18 protein-coding genes are annotated in these 18,751 nt (G+C 77.2%); 7 read left to right on the top strand and 11 right to left on the bottom strand.

What is annotated here, in order from left to right; translation table 11 throughout:
* Positions 1-143 precede the first annotated feature (143 nt).
* Both LPA54_RS03945 and LPA54_RS03940 read right to left on the bottom strand, forming a co-directional pair.
* Positions 144-998: a trans-aconitate 2-methyltransferase gene (locus LPA54_RS03945; protein ID WP_228973730.1), complete on the bottom strand. Its 855-nt coding sequence runs from the start codon at positions 996-998 to the stop codon at positions 144-146.
* Between the two features lie 77 nt (positions 999-1,075).
* Positions 1,076-1,381, bottom strand: a complete 306-nt coding sequence (locus LPA54_RS03940; protein ID WP_228973729.1) for a 4a-hydroxytetrahydrobiopterin dehydratase — start codon at positions 1,379-1,381, stop codon at positions 1,076-1,078.
* 111 nt (positions 1,382-1,492) lie between these two features.
* Between LPA54_RS03940 and LPA54_RS03935 the strand changes: the two genes are divergently transcribed.
* On the top strand, positions 1,493-2,314 hold the full coding sequence (locus LPA54_RS03935) for a helix-turn-helix domain-containing protein (protein ID WP_228973727.1): 822 nt from the start codon (positions 1,493-1,495) through the stop codon (positions 2,312-2,314).
* A gap of 66 nt (positions 2,315-2,380) precedes the next feature.
* On the opposite strand, the gene LPA54_RS03930 is transcribed toward LPA54_RS03935, so the two are convergent.
* Positions 2,381-2,809, bottom strand: a complete 429-nt coding sequence (locus tag LPA54_RS03930; protein WP_228973726.1) for a hypothetical protein — start codon at positions 2,807-2,809, stop codon at positions 2,381-2,383.
* Between the two features lie 354 nt (positions 2,810-3,163).
* On the opposite strand from LPA54_RS03930, the gene tdh reads away from it, so the two are divergent.
* The 3 genes from tdh to LPA54_RS03915 all read left to right on the top strand — a co-directional run bounded on the left by tdh (position 3,164) and on the right by LPA54_RS03915 (position 6,466).
* Positions 3,164-4,192, top strand: coding sequence for an L-threonine 3-dehydrogenase (gene tdh, locus LPA54_RS03925; RefSeq protein ID WP_228973724.1), 1,029 nt, complete (start codon positions 3,164-3,166; stop codon positions 4,190-4,192).
* A gap of 75 nt (positions 4,193-4,267) precedes the next feature.
* Positions 4,268-5,461 (top strand): glycine C-acetyltransferase, encoded by a 1,194-nt coding sequence (locus tag LPA54_RS03920; protein WP_228973722.1) that lies wholly within the window; start codon positions 4,268-4,270, stop codon positions 5,459-5,461.
* A 33-nt stretch (positions 5,462-5,494) separates the two neighbouring features.
* The gene (locus LPA54_RS03915) at positions 5,495-6,466 is read left to right on the top strand and encodes a LysR family transcriptional regulator (RefSeq protein ID WP_228973720.1); all 972 of its coding nucleotides are present in this window, start codon (positions 5,495-5,497) and stop codon (positions 6,464-6,466) included.
* Here the strand turns inward: LPA54_RS03915 and LPA54_RS03910 are convergent.
* The 4 genes from LPA54_RS03910 to LPA54_RS03895 form a co-directional block, all read right to left on the bottom strand.
* On the bottom strand, positions 6,463-6,645 hold the full coding sequence (locus tag LPA54_RS03910) for a hypothetical protein (protein WP_228973718.1): 183 nt from the start codon (positions 6,643-6,645) through the stop codon (positions 6,463-6,465). The two genes, LPA54_RS03915 and LPA54_RS03910, sit on opposite strands and share 4 nt — an antisense overlap.
* A gap of 68 nt (positions 6,646-6,713) precedes the next feature.
* Positions 6,714-7,073 carry a hypothetical protein gene (locus LPA54_RS03905; RefSeq protein ID WP_228973953.1) on the bottom strand — a complete coding sequence of 120 codons (360 nt, stop codon included), beginning with the start codon at positions 7,071-7,073 and terminating at the stop codon, positions 6,714-6,716.
* Between the two features lie 181 nt (positions 7,074-7,254).
* Complete coding sequence (locus tag LPA54_RS03900) at positions 7,255-8,742, bottom strand: amino acid permease (protein ID WP_228973717.1); 1,488 nt, start codon at positions 8,740-8,742, stop codon at positions 7,255-7,257.
* A gap of 68 nt (positions 8,743-8,810) precedes the next feature.
* A complete protein-coding gene (locus LPA54_RS03895) occupies positions 8,811-10,925 on the bottom strand; it encodes a phage holin family protein (RefSeq protein ID WP_228973715.1) in 2,115 nt (704 codons plus the stop codon).
* Between the two features lie 358 nt (positions 10,926-11,283).
* Between LPA54_RS03895 and LPA54_RS03890 the strand changes: the two genes are divergently transcribed.
* Entirely contained in the window at positions 11,284-12,051 is a 768-nt protein-coding gene (locus tag LPA54_RS03890) for an MBL fold metallo-hydrolase (protein ID WP_228973714.1), read from the top strand.
* Positions 12,048-12,683, top strand: coding sequence for a DedA family protein (locus tag LPA54_RS03885; RefSeq protein ID WP_228973712.1), 636 nt, complete (start codon positions 12,048-12,050; stop codon positions 12,681-12,683). The genes LPA54_RS03890 and LPA54_RS03885 overlap by 4 nt, the downstream gene beginning before the upstream one ends.
* A gap of 97 nt (positions 12,684-12,780) precedes the next feature.
* Here the strand turns inward: LPA54_RS03885 and LPA54_RS03880 are convergent, their stop codons facing one another.
* From LPA54_RS03880 to LPA54_RS03870, 3 genes are read right to left on the bottom strand one after another with little or no spacing between them, the layout of a single operon-like run.
* Entirely contained in the window at positions 12,781-13,809 is a 1,029-nt protein-coding gene (locus LPA54_RS03880; RefSeq protein WP_228973710.1) for an MBL fold metallo-hydrolase, read from the bottom strand.
* Positions 13,806-15,065 carry an aminotransferase class I/II-fold pyridoxal phosphate-dependent enzyme gene (locus LPA54_RS03875; RefSeq protein WP_228973939.1) on the bottom strand — a complete coding sequence of 420 codons (1,260 nt, stop codon included), beginning with the start codon at positions 15,063-15,065 and terminating at the stop codon, positions 13,806-13,808. Before LPA54_RS03875 ends, LPA54_RS03880 begins: the two co-directional genes overlap by 4 nt.
* 35 nt (positions 15,066-15,100) lie before the next feature.
* A complete protein-coding gene (locus tag LPA54_RS03870) occupies positions 15,101-15,985 on the bottom strand; it encodes an ANTAR domain-containing protein (protein WP_228973709.1) in 885 nt (294 codons plus the stop codon).
* A 259-nt stretch (positions 15,986-16,244) separates the two neighbouring features.
* Here LPA54_RS03870 and LPA54_RS03865 point away from each other — a divergent pair, with 259 nt between their 5' ends.
* Entirely contained in the window at positions 16,245-17,567 is a 1,323-nt protein-coding gene (locus LPA54_RS03865; RefSeq protein ID WP_228973706.1) for a PAS domain-containing protein, read from the top strand.
* 9 nt (positions 17,568-17,576) lie between these two features.
* Here the strand turns inward: LPA54_RS03865 and LPA54_RS03860 are convergent, their stop codons facing one another.
* A complete protein-coding gene (locus tag LPA54_RS03860; RefSeq protein ID WP_228973703.1) occupies positions 17,577-18,368 on the bottom strand; it encodes an RNA polymerase sigma factor SigF in 792 nt (263 codons plus the stop codon).
* Positions 18,369-18,751 lie beyond the last annotated feature (383 nt).

The following is an 18,751-nucleotide window of genomic DNA, read 5'->3' as shown; positions in this document are numbered from 1 at the left end:
GGAGGGCGCGGCGCCGCGCCCAACTTCCCCGGCGCGCGGGCGGAGCCGGCCGGCGCCGAGGGGCTCGGACGGCGGCGCGCCCGCGCCGTCCGCCGCCCGGTGCGGGCGTGCGTCGGCGCGGGCCGGCCAGGGGGGCGCGGGGGTCAGTTGACGCGTCGGGCCGTGTGGATGGTGCGGGCGGTGAGGAAGTGGACGTCGGGGCGGTGGTGGAGGCTCGCCGGGTCGGCCGGGTCCAGGAGGCGGTCGAGGGTGGCCGCGTCCTCCTCCGTGAGGTCGTCGGCGACCCTGCGGTGCCGGTCCACGGCCATGACGACGTGCTCCCGGACCACGGCGGGCACCGGGGCGGGGATGTCCAGCAGGAAGGTGCGCGTACCGGCCGGGGCGAGGCCGGCAGCGGCGAGGAGCGCCCGCCAGTCCTCGGTCTCCCGGCGGGAGCCGGGCAGTTCGGTCCGCATCGTGGTGAACCAGTCGGCCGTCACCGCCTCCAGCCGGGCCTCCAGCCCGGGGCGGCCGAAGCCGAGGTCGCGGGGCAGGTACCGGGGCGGCAGGCCGCCCTCCGCGATGGCGAGCAGCCCGCCGGGGCGCAGCCTGCGGCCCAGGTCGGTCAGGGCGCCGAGCTGGTCGCCGATGTGGTGGACGGACTCCCCCGCCCACACGAGGTCGGCCTCGCCCAGCGCGTCGACGCCGTCGGGGAGTTCGGCGGCCAGCGTGGTGACGCGGCCGCCCCGTTCGGCGGCCCGTTCCCGGGCGCGCTCCAGCAGCTCGGGCGTCGGATCGACGGCGACGACCTCCGCGTACGGGAAGGTCTCGGCGAGGAGGCACGACAGCACGCCGGGGCCGCTGCCGACGTCGAGGACCCGCTGCACCGAGCCCGGTGACAGCAGCTCGGTGAGCCAGGACGCGGCCTGCCGGTACATCGGGATGCGGATCTCGGCGCCCTGCTCCAGCAGCGGCAGCATCTCGGACCAGTCGATCCGGGTGGAGTGGTGGTGGGTCATGGGGACAGCGTGCGCGGTACGGCGCCGCGGGGCGAGGAACCGTGCCGTTCCGGCAACGCCCCGCGCCCGCGGGCAGGTCAGTCGGCGCCGTGGGCCGCGGCGATGGCCTCCACCCGGGTCGCGAGGTCGAAGTCGCGGTGCGTGACGGCGCCGCCCGCGTCGTGGGTGTGCACCGACAGGGCGACGGTGTCGTAGCCGAGGGTGAGGTCGGAGTGGTGGTTCAGCTCGTCCTGGACGCGGGCGACGTGGACGACCATCGCGGTGGCCGCGAAGTGCGTGGCCAGGCGGTACGTGCGGGAGATCCGGTCGCCCGCCAGGCTCCAGCCGGGCAGTTCGCGCAGCCGGTCCTCGATCTCCTTCTGCGACAGCGGTTCGGTGGGCATGACCCGTGCTCCTTCCGGTTCGGCGCCGGCGGGGTGGCGGCGGTGCCGACCCTACGGTCCCGGGCGCCGCCGCCGGTGGTCAACACGGCGGTCTCGGCTACCGTCTGCGGTATGACGACGGTCGCGACGGTCACGGGCGTGGGGGCTCTGCTGCGGGAGTGGCGGGAGCGGCGCCGGCTGAGCCAGTTGGAGTTGGCGCTGCGGGCGAACTCGTCGGCGCGGCACGTGTCGTTCGTCGAGACGGGCCGGTCCCGGCCGAGCGAGGAGATGGTGCTGCGGCTGGCGGAGCACCTGGACGTGCCCGTCCGCGAGCGCAACACGCTGCTGCTGGCGGCCGGTTACGCGCCCCGGTACACGGAGTCGGCGCTCGACGGCCCCGAGCTGGGCCCGCTGCGCGAGGGCGTCGAGCGGCTGCTCGCCGGGTACGACCCGTACCCGGCGATCGTCGTGGACGGCTCGTACGCGGTGCTGGCGGCGAACCGGGGCGCCGGGCTGCTGCTGGAGGGGGTGCCCGACCACCTGCTGGGCCCGCCGCCGAACGCCATGCGGGTCACCCTCCACCCGGAGGGGCTCGCGCCGCGCATCCGCAACCTGCCGGAGTGGCGCGGCCACCTGCTGGCGCAGATGGAGCGGCAGATCGCCCTGGACCGCTCCGCGCGGCTGCGCGCGCTGTACGAGGAGGTCGCCGCGTACCCGGTGCCGGAGGCCGCCGGGGCGGACGGGGGCGGTGGGGAGGACGGAGAGCGGCCCGGGCCGTACGCGTACTTCGCGCTGCCGCTGCGGATCGAGGTCCGGGGGCGGGTGCTGTCGTTCGTGTCGTCGATCTCGACGTTCAACACGCCGATGGACGTGACGGTGGCCGAGCTCGCCATCGAGACCTTCGTCCCGGCCGACGCGGCGACCGCCGACTTCCTGCGCTCCCTGCCGCACTGACCGGACCGGACCCGTGTGCGGCCTGCCCCGCACCCCCGGGCCGCGGCCCGGGGCCCGGGGCGGGGTTCAGCGGGCCGCGGCACCGGCGGTGGCGCGCAGGGCGGACCACTGCAGGGCGGCGAAGGCGGCGACGGTGGCGGCCTGCGCCGGGATCCACACGGTGCCCGCGGTGGTCGGCTCCAGCCAGGCCGCGAGCGCGACGACGCTGAGCACGGCCCACCCGGCGTTGGCGTCGACGACCGCCTTCACGGCGGTCGCGGAGGGCCGCGGCCGGGCGGCGAGCGCGCCGACGCCGGCGGCGAAGGCGGTGAGGAACGCGCCCAGGCCGAGCAGGAGCGCCGGCTCGACGCCGAGCAGCCGGCCGAGCGGCCCGGAGGCCGCGACGTAGGCGAGGCCGTTCGCCCCGGTGACGACGGCGTCGAGGGCGAGGAAGCGGCGCAGCGCGGTCCGCGGCTCGGTGGTGCGGGAAAGACCGGTGAGCAGGGCGTGGGACATGGCGGGTCACCCTCCGTCGAGGTGGTGCGGGAAAGGGGCGGTGGTAGGGGGCCGCGGCCCGCCGCCGAGCACCCCGGGTAGTGCGCCCCGGGGGCCCGGGGCGGGCCCCGGTGTGCAGAAGCCTGCCGGGCGGGGGCGCGCGGGTCGATTACGTCCGAGGTAATGCCGGGGCCACGTCCGGAACGGTGGCGGGGCGGCGGGGGCCGGCGGGGTTGTGCAGGGGCGTGCTTCACCCGGTCGGCGCGGCGCGTGAAGCTGCGCTGTGGGGCCGCTTAAGAAAACCTCGATGGACGCGGCGGGCCGCTCTCGGCACATTGGTCGCGTTGACCACTCTCCCCGCCTGGAGTCGCCGCGATGAAGGCCCTTGTCAAGCAGAAGGCCGAGCCCGGCCTGTGGCTGATGGACGTCCCCGAGCCCGAGACGGGCCCCGGTGACGTGCTCATCAGGGTGCTGCGCACCGGCATCTGCGGGACCGACCTCCACATCCGCTCGTGGGACAACTGGGCGCGCCAGGCCGTGTCGGCGCCGCTGGTCCTCGGGCACGAGTTCGTCGGCGAGGTCGCCGCGGTCGGCTCCGACGTCCGGGACGTCGCGGTCGGCGACCTGGTCAGCGGCGAGGGCCACCTGGTGTGCGGCAGGTGCCGCAACTGCCTGGCGGGTCGCCGGCACCTGTGCCGGGCCACGGTCGGCCTGGGCGTGGGCCGGGACGGCGCGTTCGCCGAGTACGTCGCGCTGCCCGAGTCGAACGTCTGGGTGCACCGCACGAAGGTGGACCTGGACATCGCCGCGATCTTCGACCCGTTCGGCAACGCCGTGCACACGGCGCTGTCCTTCCCGCTCGTCGGCGAGGACGTGCTGATCACGGGCGCCGGTCCGATCGGCATCATGGCGGCGGCCGTCGCCCGGCACGCCGGCGCCCGCAACGTCGTCATCACCGACGTGAGCGAGCCGCGCCTGGAGCTGGCCCGCAAGGTCGGAGCGACGCTCGCGGTGAACGTCGCCGACAGCGGCATCGCCGACGCGCAGCGGCAGTTGGGGCTCCGCGAGGGCTTCGACGTCGGGCTGGAGATGTCCGGGCGGCCCGAGGCGATGCGCGACATGGTCGCGAACATGACGCACGGCGGCCGGATCGCGATGCTCGGCCTGCCCGCCGACGAGTTCCCGGTCGACTGGTCGAAGATCGTCACCTCGATGATCACCATCAAGGGCATCTACGGCCGGGAGATGTACGAGACCTGGTACGCGATGACAGTGCTCCTGGAGGGCGGTCTCGATCTGAGTCCCGTGGTCACCGGCCGGTACGCGGCCAAGGACTTCGACGCCGCGTTCGACGAGGCCGCGACCGCGCGCAGCGGCAAGATCATCCTCGACTGGACGGCCTGACGCCACCCGCGGCTCCCGCCGCCCCGCACCGCCCCGCACCTCATCGCCCGCCCCGCATCCCTAGGAGCACCCTTCATGTTCGCGTCCGTCCGTGACGACCTCCGCGCCAGCCTCGACGAGATCCGCGACGCCGGGCTGTACAAGCCCGAGCGGGTCATCGGCACGCCGCAGTCGGCGTCCGTCGCCGTCACGGCGGGCGGCGCGGCCGGCGAGGTGCTGAACTTCTGCGCCAACAACTACCTCGGGCTCGCCGACCACCCCGAGGTCGTCGCGGCGGCCAAGGAGGCCCTGGACCGCTGGGGCTACGGCATGGCGTCCGTCCGCTTCATCTGCGGCACGCAGGAGATCCACAAGGAGCTGGAGGGCCGGCTGTCGGCGTTCCTCGGGCAGGAGGACACGATCCTCTACTCGTCCTGCTTCGACGCGAACGGCGGCGTCTTCGAGACCCTGCTCGGCCCCGAGGACGCGGTGATCTCCGACGCTCTCAACCACGCGTCGATCATCGACGGCATCCGCCTGTCGAAGGCCCGGCGGTACCGGTACGCCAACCGCGACCTGGGCGAGCTGGAGGCGCGGCTGAAGGAGGCGGCGGACGCCCGGCGCCGGCTGATCGTCACCGACGGCGTGTTCTCCATGGACGGCTACGTCGCCCCGCTCAAGGAGATCTGCGACCTGGCCGACCGGTACGACGCGATGGTCATGGTCGACGACTCCCACGCCGTCGGCTTCGTCGGCGCGGGCGGCCGCGGCACCCCCGAGCTGCACGGGGTCATGGACCGCGTCGACATCGTCACCGGCACCCTCGGCAAGGCGCTGGGCGGCGCGTCCGGCGGCTACGTCGCGGCGCGCGCCGAGATCGTGGAGCTGCTGCGCCAGCGCTCCCGCCCGTACCTCTTCTCGAACTCGCTCGCGCCGGTGATCGCCGCCGCGTCGCTGAAGGTCCTCGACCTGCTGGAGTCGGCGGGCGACCTGCGCGAGCGGCTCACCGCCAACACGAAGCTGTTCCGCACGCGCATGGCGGAGGAGGGCTTCGAGATCCTGCCCGGCGACCACGCCATCGCGCCCGTGATGATCGGCGACGCGGCACGGGCGGGCCGCCTGGCGGAGCTGCTGCTGGAGCGGGGCGTGTACGTGATCGGCTTCTCGTACCCGGTCGTGCCGATGGGCCAGGCCCGGATCCGGGTGCAGCTGTCGGCGGCCCACTCGACGGCGGACGTGGAGCGCGCCGTGGCGGCGTTCGTGGACGCCCGGGCCGTGCTGGACGCGTGACGCCGGCCACCGCCGGCGGGTGACAATGGCAGGGTGATCGACCCCCGCCGGCTGCGCATCCTGCGGGCCGCGGCGGACCACCGTACGGTGACCGCCGCGGCCGCAGCGCTGTACCTGACGCCGTCCGCCGTGTCCCAGCAGCTGGCCGCGCTGGAGCAGGAGACCGGGCACACCCTGCTGACCCGCAGCGGCCGGGGCGTGCGGCTCACCCCGGCCGGGGAGATCCTGCTGGAGCACGCGAACGAGGTGCTGGCGCAGCTGGAGCGGGCCGAGGCCGAGCTCGCGGCGTACGCGGACGGCACCGCGGGCGAGGTGGCGGTCGCCGCGTTCGCCACCGGCATCGCCGAGGTGCTGGCCCCGGCGATCGGGCGGCTGGCCCGGCGGCACCCCGGGATCCGGGTGCGGGTGCGGGACGCCGAGGGTGACGAGTCGCTGCCGCTGGTGCTGGACGGCGGGGCCGACGTGGCGCTGGCGGTGGAGTACCGGGGCGCCCCCCGCGAGGACGACCGGCGGCTGGCTCGGGTCTCGCTGTACGCGGAGCCGTTCGACGCGGTGCTCCGCGCCGGGCACCCGCTGGTGCCGGAGCCGGAGGTGGCGCTCGCCGCGCTGGCCGACAGCGACTGGATCGGCCAGTCCCCCGGCAACCCCTGCCAGGACATGGTCCTCTTCGCCTGTGAGCTGGCCGGTTTCCAGCCGAGGATCGTGCACGTCTCGGACGACTTCCGCGCCGTGACGGCGCTCGTCGGGGCGGGCGCCGGGGTGGCTCTCGTGCCGCGCTCGGCGCTGCGCGGCATCGAGCTGAAGGACGTGGTGGTACGGCCCGTGACGGGCCCCGCCGCGTTCCGCCGGGTCTTCGCGGCGGTGCGCCGGGGCGCCGAGGACCACCCGCTGATCCGCCCGGTGCTGGACGCGCTGGCGGAGTCGGCGGCCACGATGGCGCCGGCGGACGGCCGGGCGGCGGACGACGCCCGGCCGGTGGCCTCCCCGCGGTGGGACAGGGCCTAGGCCACGGGGCCTCGCATGGGGTCCCGGGGGGTCGTCCCGGGTTCCGGGGTCCTGGCGGTGGTGGGGCCGGCCGGGGGTTCGGGGGCGGGACGGCGGTCCTTGTCCGCCTCCGCCGGGCGGCTGCGGGACGCTTCCGCCCGTACCAGGGCGGTCAGGGCGGCGAACGGGTCGATGGGCATGGCTGCGCTCCTCGTGCGGTCGGCTGCTGACGTCGCGGAGGGGCCCCGACACCGGGGGCCCGGCACGGTCAGCGGCGCAGCACCACGCAGCGCACGGTGCGTACCGCCGGGTCGGGGAGCGGCGCCGCCGCGGGGACGCCCTGCGGCGGCGGGCCGGCCGGCACCGAGCGGTCGGCCGGAGCCGGCCGGGCGGGGCCGGTGGACGTACGGCCCTTGCCCCGCGGCGCGCGGGACGGCGGGGTCAGGTCCGTCTCGGCCGGGGCGCAGGCCCCTTCGCCGGCCGGTTCCGGCTGCGCCGAGGCGGCGGGCCGGGGCTCGGCGGCGGAGCCGGACGCGGCGCCGACGAAGGCACCGAAGAGGGTGACCAGGAGCAGCAGCACCGCGAGTGCCGACGCGCGGGCGGCGGCCGAGGGGCTGGTGCGGGACATGGCGGGACCTCCTGGACCCGATCCTTTGCCCGTGCGCGCCGCCCGGCACGCCCTCGGCGGGCGGGGACCACCCGGCCGGAGCAGGGCATTGCGCCGTTGCGGTGACGGCCGGTGACGGCCGCGGCGCGGGCCGGCGCGGGTGGCGGCGGCGTCCCGGGGCAGGAGGGGGCGCGGTCCCGGGTCAGGTCGCGGCGCGGTCCCGGCGGGCGGACAGCCACGCGTACACGAGCACGCCCGCGAAGAGGAACAGCACGCCCTGGTAGACCGCCGCGTACCCGGCTCCGGCGACCAGCCACAGGGAGAAGCCGAACGCGAGGGCGGCGAGCACGCCGTCGCGGACGAGGCGGGGGGTGTGGACCCGCTCGCGCCTGCCGGAGAGCAGGAAGTGGATCTGCGCGGCGGTCGACAGCAGGTAGGGCACCGTCGCGGTGAAGGTGGTGACGAGGACGAGGGTCTCGAAGACGCCCTCGGAGCCGACCGTGTGGTTGTAGACGGTCAGCAGGGAGGCGAGGACGACCGTGACGAGGACTCCCGCGGTCGGCACGCCCCGCTTGCGGCGCGCGAAGACCTGCGGGAACAGCCCGTCCCGGGCCGCCGCGTACGGGGTCTGGGCGCTCAGCAGCGTCCAGCCGTTCAGCGCGCCGACCATCGACACGAGGGCCATGCACGCGACGGCCGTACCGCCCCAGGTGCCGCCGAACATGGCGTCGACGGCGTCGGAGAAGGGCGCGGAGGAGTCGACGAGCCGGTCGTGGGCGACGGTGCCGAAGACCGCGACCGTGCCCAGCAGGTAGAGGGCGGCGGCGCCCAGGGTGCCGAGGATCGTGGCGCGGCCGACGTTGCGGCGCGGGTCGCGCACCTCGCCCGCGCTGACGGCGGCGGACTCGACGCCGAGGTAGCTGAAGAGCAGGATCGCGGCCGAGGCCGACACGGCGCCGAGCGCCCCGGAGCCGCCCGCCTGGAAGGGGCCGAGGTTGTCGGCGTCGAAGAAGAAGAGCCCGCCCACCGCCACGAGGAGCAGCGGCAGGAACTTCAGCACGGTGGCGACCAGCTGCACGGCGCCGACGTACCGGGTGCCGGCGAGGTTGGCCAGGGCGGGCAGCCACTGGACGAGGAGGGCGGCGGTGAGGGTCGCGGCCACGGAGCCGTGCAGCGGCAGCAGCACGTCGAGGTAGCCGACCGCGGCCACGGCGAGGGCGGCGTTGGAGACCCAGGTGGTGATCCAGTACGACCAGGCCGAGAGGAAGCCGGCGAAGTCGCCGAACGCCTCGCGGGCGTAGACGTACGGGCCTCCGGTGCGCGGGTGGCGCTCGGCGAGCCGTCCGAAGACCAGCGCGAGGGCGATGGCGCCGGCCGTGAGGACGGCGAACGCGACGAGGCTGATGGTGCCGTAGGGGGCGACGGACGCGGGGAGCAGGAAGATGCCGCCGCCGATGATGTTGCCCATGACCAGGGCGGTGGCGACGGGGAGTCCGAAGCGCCGCGCGTGCGGGCCGCCGTCGCCGGGAGACGCGGCCCCCGGGGTGGCCGGCCCGGTCGCGGTGCCCCGCCCGGGGGCGGTCGCCGGTGCGGGGACCCTCTGCGCGGGGGTGTCCTGCCCGGCGTCCGCTGCGTCCTGCCCGGCGTCCGCTGCGTCCTGCCCGGCGTCCGGGGTGCTGACCGTGGTCATGAGGGGTGGTGCGCCTTTCTCCGTACAAACGTCGAACATGCTCACGTACGGCGAAACAGCGCTCCAAATCACCCCTCTTTGTCCGGCGCGAGCCGGTCGGGCACCGGAAATGCTTCGCCCACCAGCGGCTCCGACGGCGATTCCTGCACATGGCCGATCGGCACCTGCGGGCCGCGGCTCTCCGCCAGCCAGCGCCGCAGCACCCGGTGCACGGCCTCCGCGCCGACCGGCGGCGAACCGTCGGGGGTCGGCGGTGAGAAGTCGCGCGGCCACAGCAGGAAGGCGTCCGACTGGCCGCCGCCGAGACCGCCGTGGGAGCCGATCTGGTCCTCGAAGGCGTGCACCCGGTCCGTGCGCGGGTCGTACATCGAGTTGACCATGATGTCGGCGACGTGCGGGAAGGTGTCCGTGCGCCGGATCGCGTCGGCGGTGCCCGGGCCGAACACGGCGAGCGGGCCGCGGTCGTCGGTGAGGTCGCGGACCGGCGCCTCGAACCCGTCCCGGCCGAGCACGACCGACCCGTGCCGCTCGGTGCGGACCAGCAGGAAGCCGACGCCGGGGTGCCCGGCGAGCGTCCGCAGCAGCCCGGGGTGGCGGGCGTCGATCTCCTCGCGCGTCATCCGGTGCGGCACGTCGGGGAAGTACACCAACCCCAGGTTCCCCGAGGCGAGCACCACGGGACCGGCGCCGCTCGCCGGGCGTTCGTCGCGCCGCTCCCCCTCCACCGGCCGGTGCAGCGCGCTGCGCAGCGCGTTGCGGGCCTCGGCTCCGCTCGCGCTGTGCCGGGCGCGGCGCGAGACCGGCAGGCCGCAGCCGGCCCGGACGAGGTCGCGCAGGGTGAGGCCGTAGGCGCTCTCGAAGGTCTCGCCGAAGCTCTGCCCGTGGTCGGAGAGGAGCACGATCCGGTACGGGCGGGGGGCGTGCTGGGCGGCGTCGGCGATCGCCGCGACGCAGCGGTCGAGGCGCCTGAGGACCTGCGCGGCGTCCCCGCCCCGGGGCCCGGAGTGGTGGGCGACCTCGTCGTACGCGACGAGGTCGGCGTAGACGGCCGTGCGGCCCGCGAGGACGTCGCCCATGACGGCGGCGAGGACGACGTCCCGCTCCACGACCGTGGCGAAGGCCCGCACGAACGGGTACAGGCCGCCGCGCGGCACGCGCGGGAGGTCGCCGCGGAGCCTGGCGCGCAGCGACTGGACCAGCTCGCGGCAGACCTCGGCGACGAAGGAGATCGCGGTGCGGGTGGCGTTGGCTGGGTCGCGGAAGTACGCGAAGTACCCGGCGCGCGAGCGGGTGCCGGGGCCGCGGCGGGCGGAGACCGACAGCACCAGGGCGAGCTGGTCGGCGCCGCCGCCGAAGAGGTTCCCCCGGCTCGCCCCGTCCTCGGCGAGGAGCCCCGGGTCGCCGGTGCGCTCGGCGGCGCGGCGCTGGAGCTCGACGGCGCTGGAGGGGCGGTTGCTCACCATGAGCCGGCCGGTGTCCTTCTCGTACCAGCGGAACGCGGGCACGTCGTGGTTGGTGCCGTGCAGCAGGGCGAGCTGGCTGGCGCCGGTCTGGCTGGACCAGTCGGTGCGCCACGGGGTGAGCCGGTGCGTGGTGGCCGCCCAGGCGGCGACCGTGGGCATGAGGCCGGCGTCGACGGCCTCCCGCAGGACCCGGTGCCCCACGCCGTCCAGTTGCAGGAAGACCGTGCCGGGCGGGCTGCCGGGGCCCGGCGCGGCGGCGGTGCGGCGCCGCCCGGCCAGGCGGTACAGGCGGCGCCGGTAGGCGTCGTCGTCGCGGACGGCGAGCGCGGTGGAGGTCGCCGAGGCGACGGCGGACATGACGGCGGCCACGACGACGGCGTTCTGCGGGTCGGCCTCGCCCCGCCCGTCGGGGATCAGCCACAGGACGACCAGCAGCAGCGAGCCGTTCAGGGCGAACACCAGCACGCCGAGGACGAGCGCCGGGACGAGCAGCAGCGCCCGGACGACCAGCGGCCACACCAGCGCGCCGAGCAGGCCGAAGGCACCGGCGGCCCAGGCCGCCGTGACGGCCGTGCGGGTGATGCTGTCGCCGTCGTCGGACTGGAGCTGGACGTCGGGCAGGGCCCCGGCGAGGGCGAGGAGGGTGAGCGTCGACACGGCCCACACGACGACCACCCGCAGCAGGGCCGCGCCCGCCGCCCTCCACCGCCCGACGCCCACGACCTCCGCCTTTCGCCCGTGCCCTCCCGCTCCAGCGTGGCACACGGTGCCGCGGCGGGACGGGCGCGCGTCGGGACGGCCGGCGGACCGCCGGAGCCCGGACCGCCGGAGGCACGGACCGCCGGAGCCCGGACCGCCGCCGAGCGCCGGACCGCCCGCCGAGCCGCGCCGCCGGGAGTCGGAGCGCCCGGACCTCGGTCCGTCCGCCGGCGGTCCGTCCGGCTTCGGTCTCTCCGGGCGCCGTCCCGTCCGGGCGCCGTCCTGTCCGGGCGCCGTCCCGTCCGGGCGCCGTCCCGTCCGGGCGCCGTCCCGTCCGGGCGCCGTCCTGTCCGGCGGGGCAGCCCCTAGTCTCGTAGGCATGGAGGTCACCTGGTGGGGTCACGCCACCTGCACGGTCGAGGACTCCGGTGTGCGGGTCCTGACCGACCCGCTGTTCGTGCGCCGCGTCGCCCATCTGCGGCGGCGCCGCGGTGCTCCGCCGCCGGCCGAGGCGGCCCGGGCCGACGTGGCGCTCGTGTCGCACCTGCACGCCGACCACCTGCACCTGCCGTCGCTGGCCCGGTTGGCGCCGGGCACCCGGCTGGTGGTGCCGCGCGGTGCGGCCCGGTCGGTGCCGGGGCTGCGGCGGCTGCGCGGGCTGCGCGTCACGGAGGTCGGCGCGGGCGACGAGGTGAAGGTCGGCCCCGTGGTGGTGCGGGCCGTGCCGGCCGCCCACGACGGGCGGCGGCTGCCGGTGGGGCCGCACCGCTCGCCCGCGCTCGGGTACGTGGTCCGGGGGGCGGCGCGGACGTACTTCGCCGGTGACACGGGCCTGTTCGACGGGATGGCGGAGGCGGTCGGCGCGGTGGACCTCGCGCTGCTGCCGGTGGGCGGCTGGGGCCCGTACCTGGGCCACGGCCACCTCGACGCGCGGCGCGCGGCTCAGGCCCTCGCCGCGCTGGCGCCGCGCGCCGCTCTGCCGGTGCACTACGGCACGTTCTGGCCGATCGGGATGGGCGCGGTGCGGCCGCACGAGTTCCACGCCCCGGGCGCTGAGTTCGCCCGGCTCGCGGCGCGGCTGGCGCCGGGGGTGGAGGTGCACGTGCCCCGGCACGGGGAGCGGGTGCGGCCCGGGGCGGTCCGGTGATCGCGGACCTGGTCGGGCAGCTGCCCGCCGAGCACACGCAGCGGGCCGTCGGGTACCCGGCGCTCTTCCTGCTGGTGGCGCTGGGGGCGCTGGTGCCGGTGCTGCCCACGGGGGCGATCGTCGGTTCGGTGGCGGTCGTGGCGTACCACCAGACGGCGCCGACCGCCCTGCTGTGGGTGTTCCTGGTGGCGTCGGCCGGGGCACTCACCGGGGACGCGGCGCTGTACTGGCTGGGCGGGCGCGGCGCCGGGTCGCGCAACGGCTCGCGGTGGCTGGCCTCCCTGCGGGCCCGGGCGGCGCCGGACCGCCTGGAGCGGGCTCAGGAGCGGCTGCGGCAGCACCGGGTCCCGGTGCTGGTGCTGTCGCGGCTGGTGCCGGCGGGGCGGATCCCGGTGATGGTGGCGTGCCTGGTGGCGCGGATGCCGTTGGGCCGGTTCGTGCGGGCGGACGTGCCGGCGGTGCTGGCCTGGGCGGTGGCGTACCAGCTGGTGGGCGTGGCGGGGGGCTCGCTCTTCCCGTACCCGTGGCAGGGGGTGGCGGCCGTGGTCGGGCTGACGCTGCTGGTGAGCGCGGTGCCGCCGCTGTGGCGCCGGGCGCGGGGCGGCCGGGGGCGGCGGGAGCCGGCGGGCTGACGGCCACGGGGCGTCGCGGCCCGGGCGGGGGTGCCCGGGCGCGGCGTCGGGGCGGGGATGTCGGGGCGGAGGCGGGCGGTGACGCCGGGCGGGACGGTCACAGGACGCGGGACTCGCCGACGGCCAGGTCCCAGAGGCGTTCGCGGGGCAGGCCGGCCGCGTCCCACGCCGCCAGGAGCCGGGTCAGTGGCTCCAGGACCGGCTCGGAGGACAGCACGAACGTCGCCCAGTGCATGGGGGCCATCACCCGGGCGCCCAGGTCCCGGAAGGCGCGGACGGCCTCCTCGGGGTCGGTGTGGACGTCGCCGAGCCACCAGCGCGGCGCGTAGGCGCCGATGGGCAGCAGCGCCAGGTCGATTGCGGGATGGTGCTCGGCGATCCGGCGGAACCAGTGGCCGTACCCGGTGTCGCCGGCGAAGTACACGCTCCGCCCGCGCCCGTCACTGAGGACCCAGCCGCCCCACAGCGTGCGGCAGGTGTCGGTGAGGCGCCGCTTGGACCAGTGGTGGGCCGGTACGAAGTCGAAGCGGACGCCGTGGAGTTCGGCCCCCTCCCACCAGTCGAGCTCGGTGACGGTGGAGAAGCGGCGGTGGCGGAACCAGCGGCCGAGTCCGGCGGGGGCGAAGACGGGGGTGTCGCGCGGGAGCCGGCGGAGCGTCGGCGCGTCGAGGTGGTCGTAGTGGTTGTGGCTGATGACGACGGCGTCGACCGGGGGCACGTCCTCCCAGCGGACGCCGACGGGCGTGACGCGCGCGGGGGTGCCGAGGATGCGCCGGGACCAGACGGGGTCGGTGAGGACGGTCAGTCCGCCGACGCGCAGGATCCAACTGGCGTGCCCGGCCCAGGTGACGGCGAGCGTGTCCGGGTCGGCGGGCGGCAGCGGGCCGGGGGCGAACGGCAGCTTCGGGACGTCGCGCAGCCCGTCGGCGCCGGGGCGCACCGCGGCCGCGCCCTCGCGGGCCAGCCGGGCGAAGGCGCGGACGCCGGGCAGCGGCGCGGTGAGGCGGTCCGCGAAGGAGCGCGGCCAGCGGCGTGCCTCCCCGAGGGGCCTGGGGGCCGGCCGGGGGGCCGGTGGCGGGCCGGGGCGGGGCTCGGTGGCGGGGTCCGCGTGGGTCGGGTCCGTCATGTGCGGGCTCCTTCACCGGTGTCGGCGCGGTCCGTGCGCGCCGCGTCGCCGCCGAGTGCGGCCGACAGCGCGCGCAGCGCCTCCGTCACGTGGGGCAGGTCCAGGGGGTCCGCCGCGGCGAGGGCCTCCGACCGCTCGGCGGGGGTGCGGCCGAGCAGCGGGGTGGTGGCAAGGCGTACGCGCAGCGCGCCGAGTTCGTCGCCGAAGCGGTGGCCACCGGGGACGGGTGTGCCCAGGCGCGCGGTCAGGTGCTCCTCCAGCTCGATGGAGTCGGTGGCGCCCCGCTCGGCGAGGTGGCCGCGCAGGGGGCCGAGGTCGGCGTAGAGGTGGCGGCCGGCCTCGGGTGGGAGGGCCAGGGCGCCGGCGGCGAGCACCACCCGGTGGGCCGCGGCGGCGACGCGCGCGTGCAGCGCGGTCGCGGCGGCGGTCCGCGCGGTGAGGGTCTGCGGTTCGTCGAGGGCGTGGGCGAGGGCGGTCGCCAGGGGGCCGGGCAGGTCGGCGCCGAGCGCGGTGAGCACGTCGAGGACACGGGCGCGGTGGGGGGCGGCGCGGGGCCCGGTGGGAAAGCGGGCGACGGCCGCGGGCCAGGCGGCGGGAGCGACCGAGCCGGCCAGGTCGCACACGACGGTGACCTCGCCGGGGCACATCTCGGCGGGGCTGACGAACACCGTGTCGCGGGGGTGGTGGACGGTGTCGCGCCACGTCTCGTCGCTGACGATGTGCAGCCCTTCGGCGACGGCCGCCTCGCACGCCTCGCGGACCAGTTCGGGGGGCGCGACGGTGCCGGTGGGGTCGTCGGCGACCGACAGCAGCAGCACGGCCGGCCGGCCGCCCTCGGCCCGCACCCGGCGGACGGTCTCCAGGAGGGCGTACGGGTCGGGGACGCCGCCGCACTCGGCGGGCGTGGGCACGTGGTAGGCGGGCCGGCCGAGGAGCCGGGCCTGCGGGGTCCAGCCGAGCGGGCAGGGGCGCGGCATCAGGACGTCCCCGCCGTGCGCGGCGAGCAGCGCCGTGAGGAGCGGGCCGGCGCCGGGGGCGGCGGCGAGGTCCTCGGGGTGGCAGTCCAGGCCGCGTCGGGACCAGTAGCCGCAGGCGGCCTCCCGCAGCACCGGGCCGCCGCCGGGGGGTTCGGCGTCGGTGCGGCCGGCCGCGGCGGCGAGGAGGCCGGCGAGTTCCGGGAGGACGGGCAGGCCGGTGTCGGGGGCGGGAGGGGCGTGGCGCACCTGGCCGTGCCCCTGGGGGGCGGAGCTGTGCATCGCCTCGACCTCCCGGGACCTCTCGTGCCGTTTCGTCACGCTTCGCTCCGGTTCCTCTGTGCACTGCCTTTATACGGAGATTCCCGGGGGTTCGCCGTTCGGGAGCGGGTGGTCGGGGAGCGGGCGGCCAGGCGGGCCAGCTCCTTCTCCACGCCGCGGCCTCGGGCACGGACGACGGCTGCCGCGACGTCGGCCAGCTTGCGGTTGGTGAGCTGCGAGACGCGGCGCAGCACGGCGTGGGCCTCCTCGGGGCCGCAGCCGAGGGCGTGCACGACGACGCCGACCGCCTGGTCGATGACCGGCCGGGACCGCAGGGCCGCCTCCAGGTGGCCGATCTCGGCGAGTGCGGCGCGGTGGAGGTCGTCGCGGGCGAGCGCGGCCGCGGCCGCCTCGCCGAGGGCGGCGGCGGGGCCGTGGGCCGCGCCGGCGAGGGACCCGGGGTGGAACCCGTACAGCGTGAGGGTGACCTCGCCGCCCGGACGGCGGAAGGGCAGGGTCACGCTCGTGCGCAGCCCGGCGCGGAGCGCGGCGGCCCGGTGGGCGGGCCACCTGGTGTCGTGGAGGAGGTCGTGCACCTCGACGGGCAGGCCGCCGTCGAGGGCCGCCCGTACGGGCCCCTCGCCCGCGGCGAACTGGACGGCCACCAGGGCGGCCAGGTCCGGATGGGTGGCCGCCGTGCGGCGCTCGTCCGCCTCGGGCCCGTGGCGCCGCTCCCGGCCCGGCCGGCGCCCCTGTCCCTGCCCCAACGTCGGCCCCGGCCCCGCCTCCGGGCCGGGCTCGGGTTCCCCTGCCTCGCCGCCGAGGGTCGCGGCGGCGCCGCAGCAGGCGGGTACGGAGCGGACGCACTCCTCGGCGAGCGACCGGAGCCGGCGCGCGGCGGACACCGGGACCGGTCCGTCGTCCTCGTGGTGGATCGGCATCGGGGGGTGGCTCCTCTCGACGTGCGGTTTCCCGCCGCGAGCCGCACGAAACGGCCGGGCGTGTGCGGCGTACACCCGGTTACCGTGCCTACATGCGGACGACGGTGCGGGCGACCCGGGAGCGCGCGCGGGTGTGCGCGGCGCGGCACTGCGACGGACGACGGCGGCGGGGGCCGGGAGCGCGGTACGGCGACGGGGCGGGGGCGCGGGGCGCGGGTGGGGCGCGGGGCGCGGGGCGGTGCGGCGGGAGGGCCGGCGGATGAGCGGGAGCGACGCCTTCGGCCGGGACCTGGCGGACTTCGTCCGGCGGGTGGGCGAGCTGCGTGCCGCCCGCGCGCTCCCCTCCGAGGAGCGGCGGGGAGCCCTGGACGCGGCCCTGTTCGAGCTCCAGCACGCGGCGGAGACCCTGTGGCCGCGGTACGAGCGGCTCGCGGCCGGCGCCCCGGCGGGCAGGTCGGCGGAGCGGCAGGAGGTCCGGCTGCTGAAGGCGGTCTTCCAGCGGCTCCCGCTGCCGGTCGTCCTGGTCGACGGGGACACCGCCGTGCGGCGGATGAACCAGGCGGCGACCTCGCTGACCGGGGTCCCGGCCGGGTACGCCACGGGCCGGCCGCTGGCGGCGCTGCTCGCGCCGGGCGACCGGGCGGCCTTCCGCTCGCAGGTGGCGGCGGTGGCGCGCGGCGAGGGCGGGCGGAGCCTGTCCGTGCGGCTGCCGCCGCGTACGGAGGAGTCCGTACGGGTGACGCTGGCGGAGCTGCCGCTGCCCGACGAGCCGGGGCCGGCGGTGCTTGCGGTGTTCCAGCCGGGCGCCGGCACCGGGGAGGCGCCGGACTCGGCGGTAGCGGCGGCGGGGGCGGCTGAAGCGGCGGGGGCCGCGCTACCGGGTGAGACGGCACGGGGCGGGGCCGTGCCGGCCGAGGGCGGCGAGGCGGGCCCCGTGGGGGCCGCCCCCGTCCCGGGCCGGGCCGGCGACCTGGCAGGGGCCACCGCCGGGGCCGCCGCCCTGGACGTGGTCGACGCGGTCGCCACCGCGCTGCTGAGCCGCCCTCCGGGGGACGCCCCGGGCGCGCTGGAGGCGGCGGCGCGGGTACTGCGCGGCCGGTTCGCCGACTGGGTGCTCGCCGACCTCACACCCGAAGGCGACCCGACGCCGCGGGGGGCGGCGCGCGCGGCGGGCGGCTCGGCCGCGGGGCGGGCGCGGCCGCGCCGGGTGGCGGCGCTGGGCCCGGCCGGCGAGGCGTCCCTCGCGGGCGAGCTGGCCGCCCAGGACCCGGCCCGCTGCCCCCTCGTCGCCGAGGTCGCCCGGAGCGCGTCGGCGTCCCTCCAGGTACGCCCCGAGGACCCGCTCGTCCTCGGCACGGACGCCGCCGGCACGGCCGTCCTGGCGCGCGCCGGGGCCGGCTCGCTGCTGTGCCTGCCGGTCCTCGACGGCGGCGGCCCGGTGGACGGGACGCGGGCGCCGAGGGTCCTCGGCGTGCTGACCCTGCTGCGCGTCGACGCGCGGCGGGCCTTCTCGATGGCGGAGGCGCGGGCGGCCGACGTGGCCGCCCGGCATGTGGGGCTCGCGATGTGCCGCCCGGGGTGACACCGGCGGTTACGCGGCGTCCCGCATGATGTCCTCGCGCAGCCGCGAGCAGCAGCGGCTGATGAGCCGGCTCACGTGCATCTGGGAGATGCCGAGGTCCTCGGCGATGCTGCTCTGCGTCATGTCGCGGAAGAACCGCATGTACAGGATCTTCTGCTCCCGCTCCGGGAGGGTGCGCAGTTTCGGCTTGACGGCCTCCCGGTCGACGACCACGTCGAGGGCCGGGTCGGGCCCGCCCAGCGCGTCGACGAGGGTGTAGCCGTCCTCCGTGCCGGGCAGTTCGGCGTCGAGCGACAGGGCGGTGAAGCTGTCGAGGGCTTCGAGGCCGGCGACGGCCTCCTCCTCCGTCATCCCCGCCTTCTCGGCTATCTCCGCGACCGTCGGGGCGCGGCCGCCGACGGAGTGCGAGAGTTCCTGGTAGGCGGTGCGGACGCGGCCCCGCAGGTCCTGCACCCGGCGCGGCACGTGCAGGGTCCACATGTGGTCGCGGAAGTGCCTCTTTATCTCTCCGGTGATGGTGGGCACGGCGAAGCTCTCGAAGGCCGCGCCGCGCGCCGGGTCGTACCGGTCGACGGCCTTGACCAGGCCGAGGGCGGCGACTTGCTTGAGGTCCTCCAGCGCCTCGCCGCGGTTGCGGAACCGGCCGGCCAGCCGGTCGGCCATGGGCAGCCACGCGCTGACGATGTCCTGGCGCAGGCGGTCCCGTTCCTCTCCGGGCGGCAGTGACGCCAGACGCCGGAACGCCTCGGCGGTGTCGGGCGCGTCGTCGTGCGGGTGCTTGGAGTGAGCGAGGGTAGGCATGATCGTGTTCAGCTCCCTGAGCGGCGCTGATGGTTGGCTGTCACCCCGGGAAGCGCCGCCGCCGGAACCGGGCGCGGACACGCCCGGAGCGGCGATCCGCTCCCACGGACGTGCCTCCGGTCCGAAGCACGAAATGCGCCTGCCCGGGGGCCTTGATGGCAAACGCCTTGATCCCACTGTCCGTCCGATTGCGCCGTTCGGCTTCCCGAGGGACACGCGCCCCGGCCGTCCGGCCCCGGCCCCGGCCCGCCGCCGCGGCGCGGGAGCGGTGGCGTTCCCGCAGGTCGGGACGGGTGTGGCGGGGAGTTGGCGGGTGCATCCGGGGACGTTCGCGGGGTGGCGGAGGTTCGGCTGTCCGGGTGAGCGACGCGGGTGCGGGGCGG

It is taken from the genome of Streptomyces sp. DH12, from assembly GCF_020873895.1.
In the GTDB taxonomy this organism is placed as follows: Bacteria; Actinomycetota; Actinomycetes; order Streptomycetales; family Streptomycetaceae; genus Streptomyces.
This window is presented reverse-complemented; position numbering and strand designations above follow the sequence as displayed.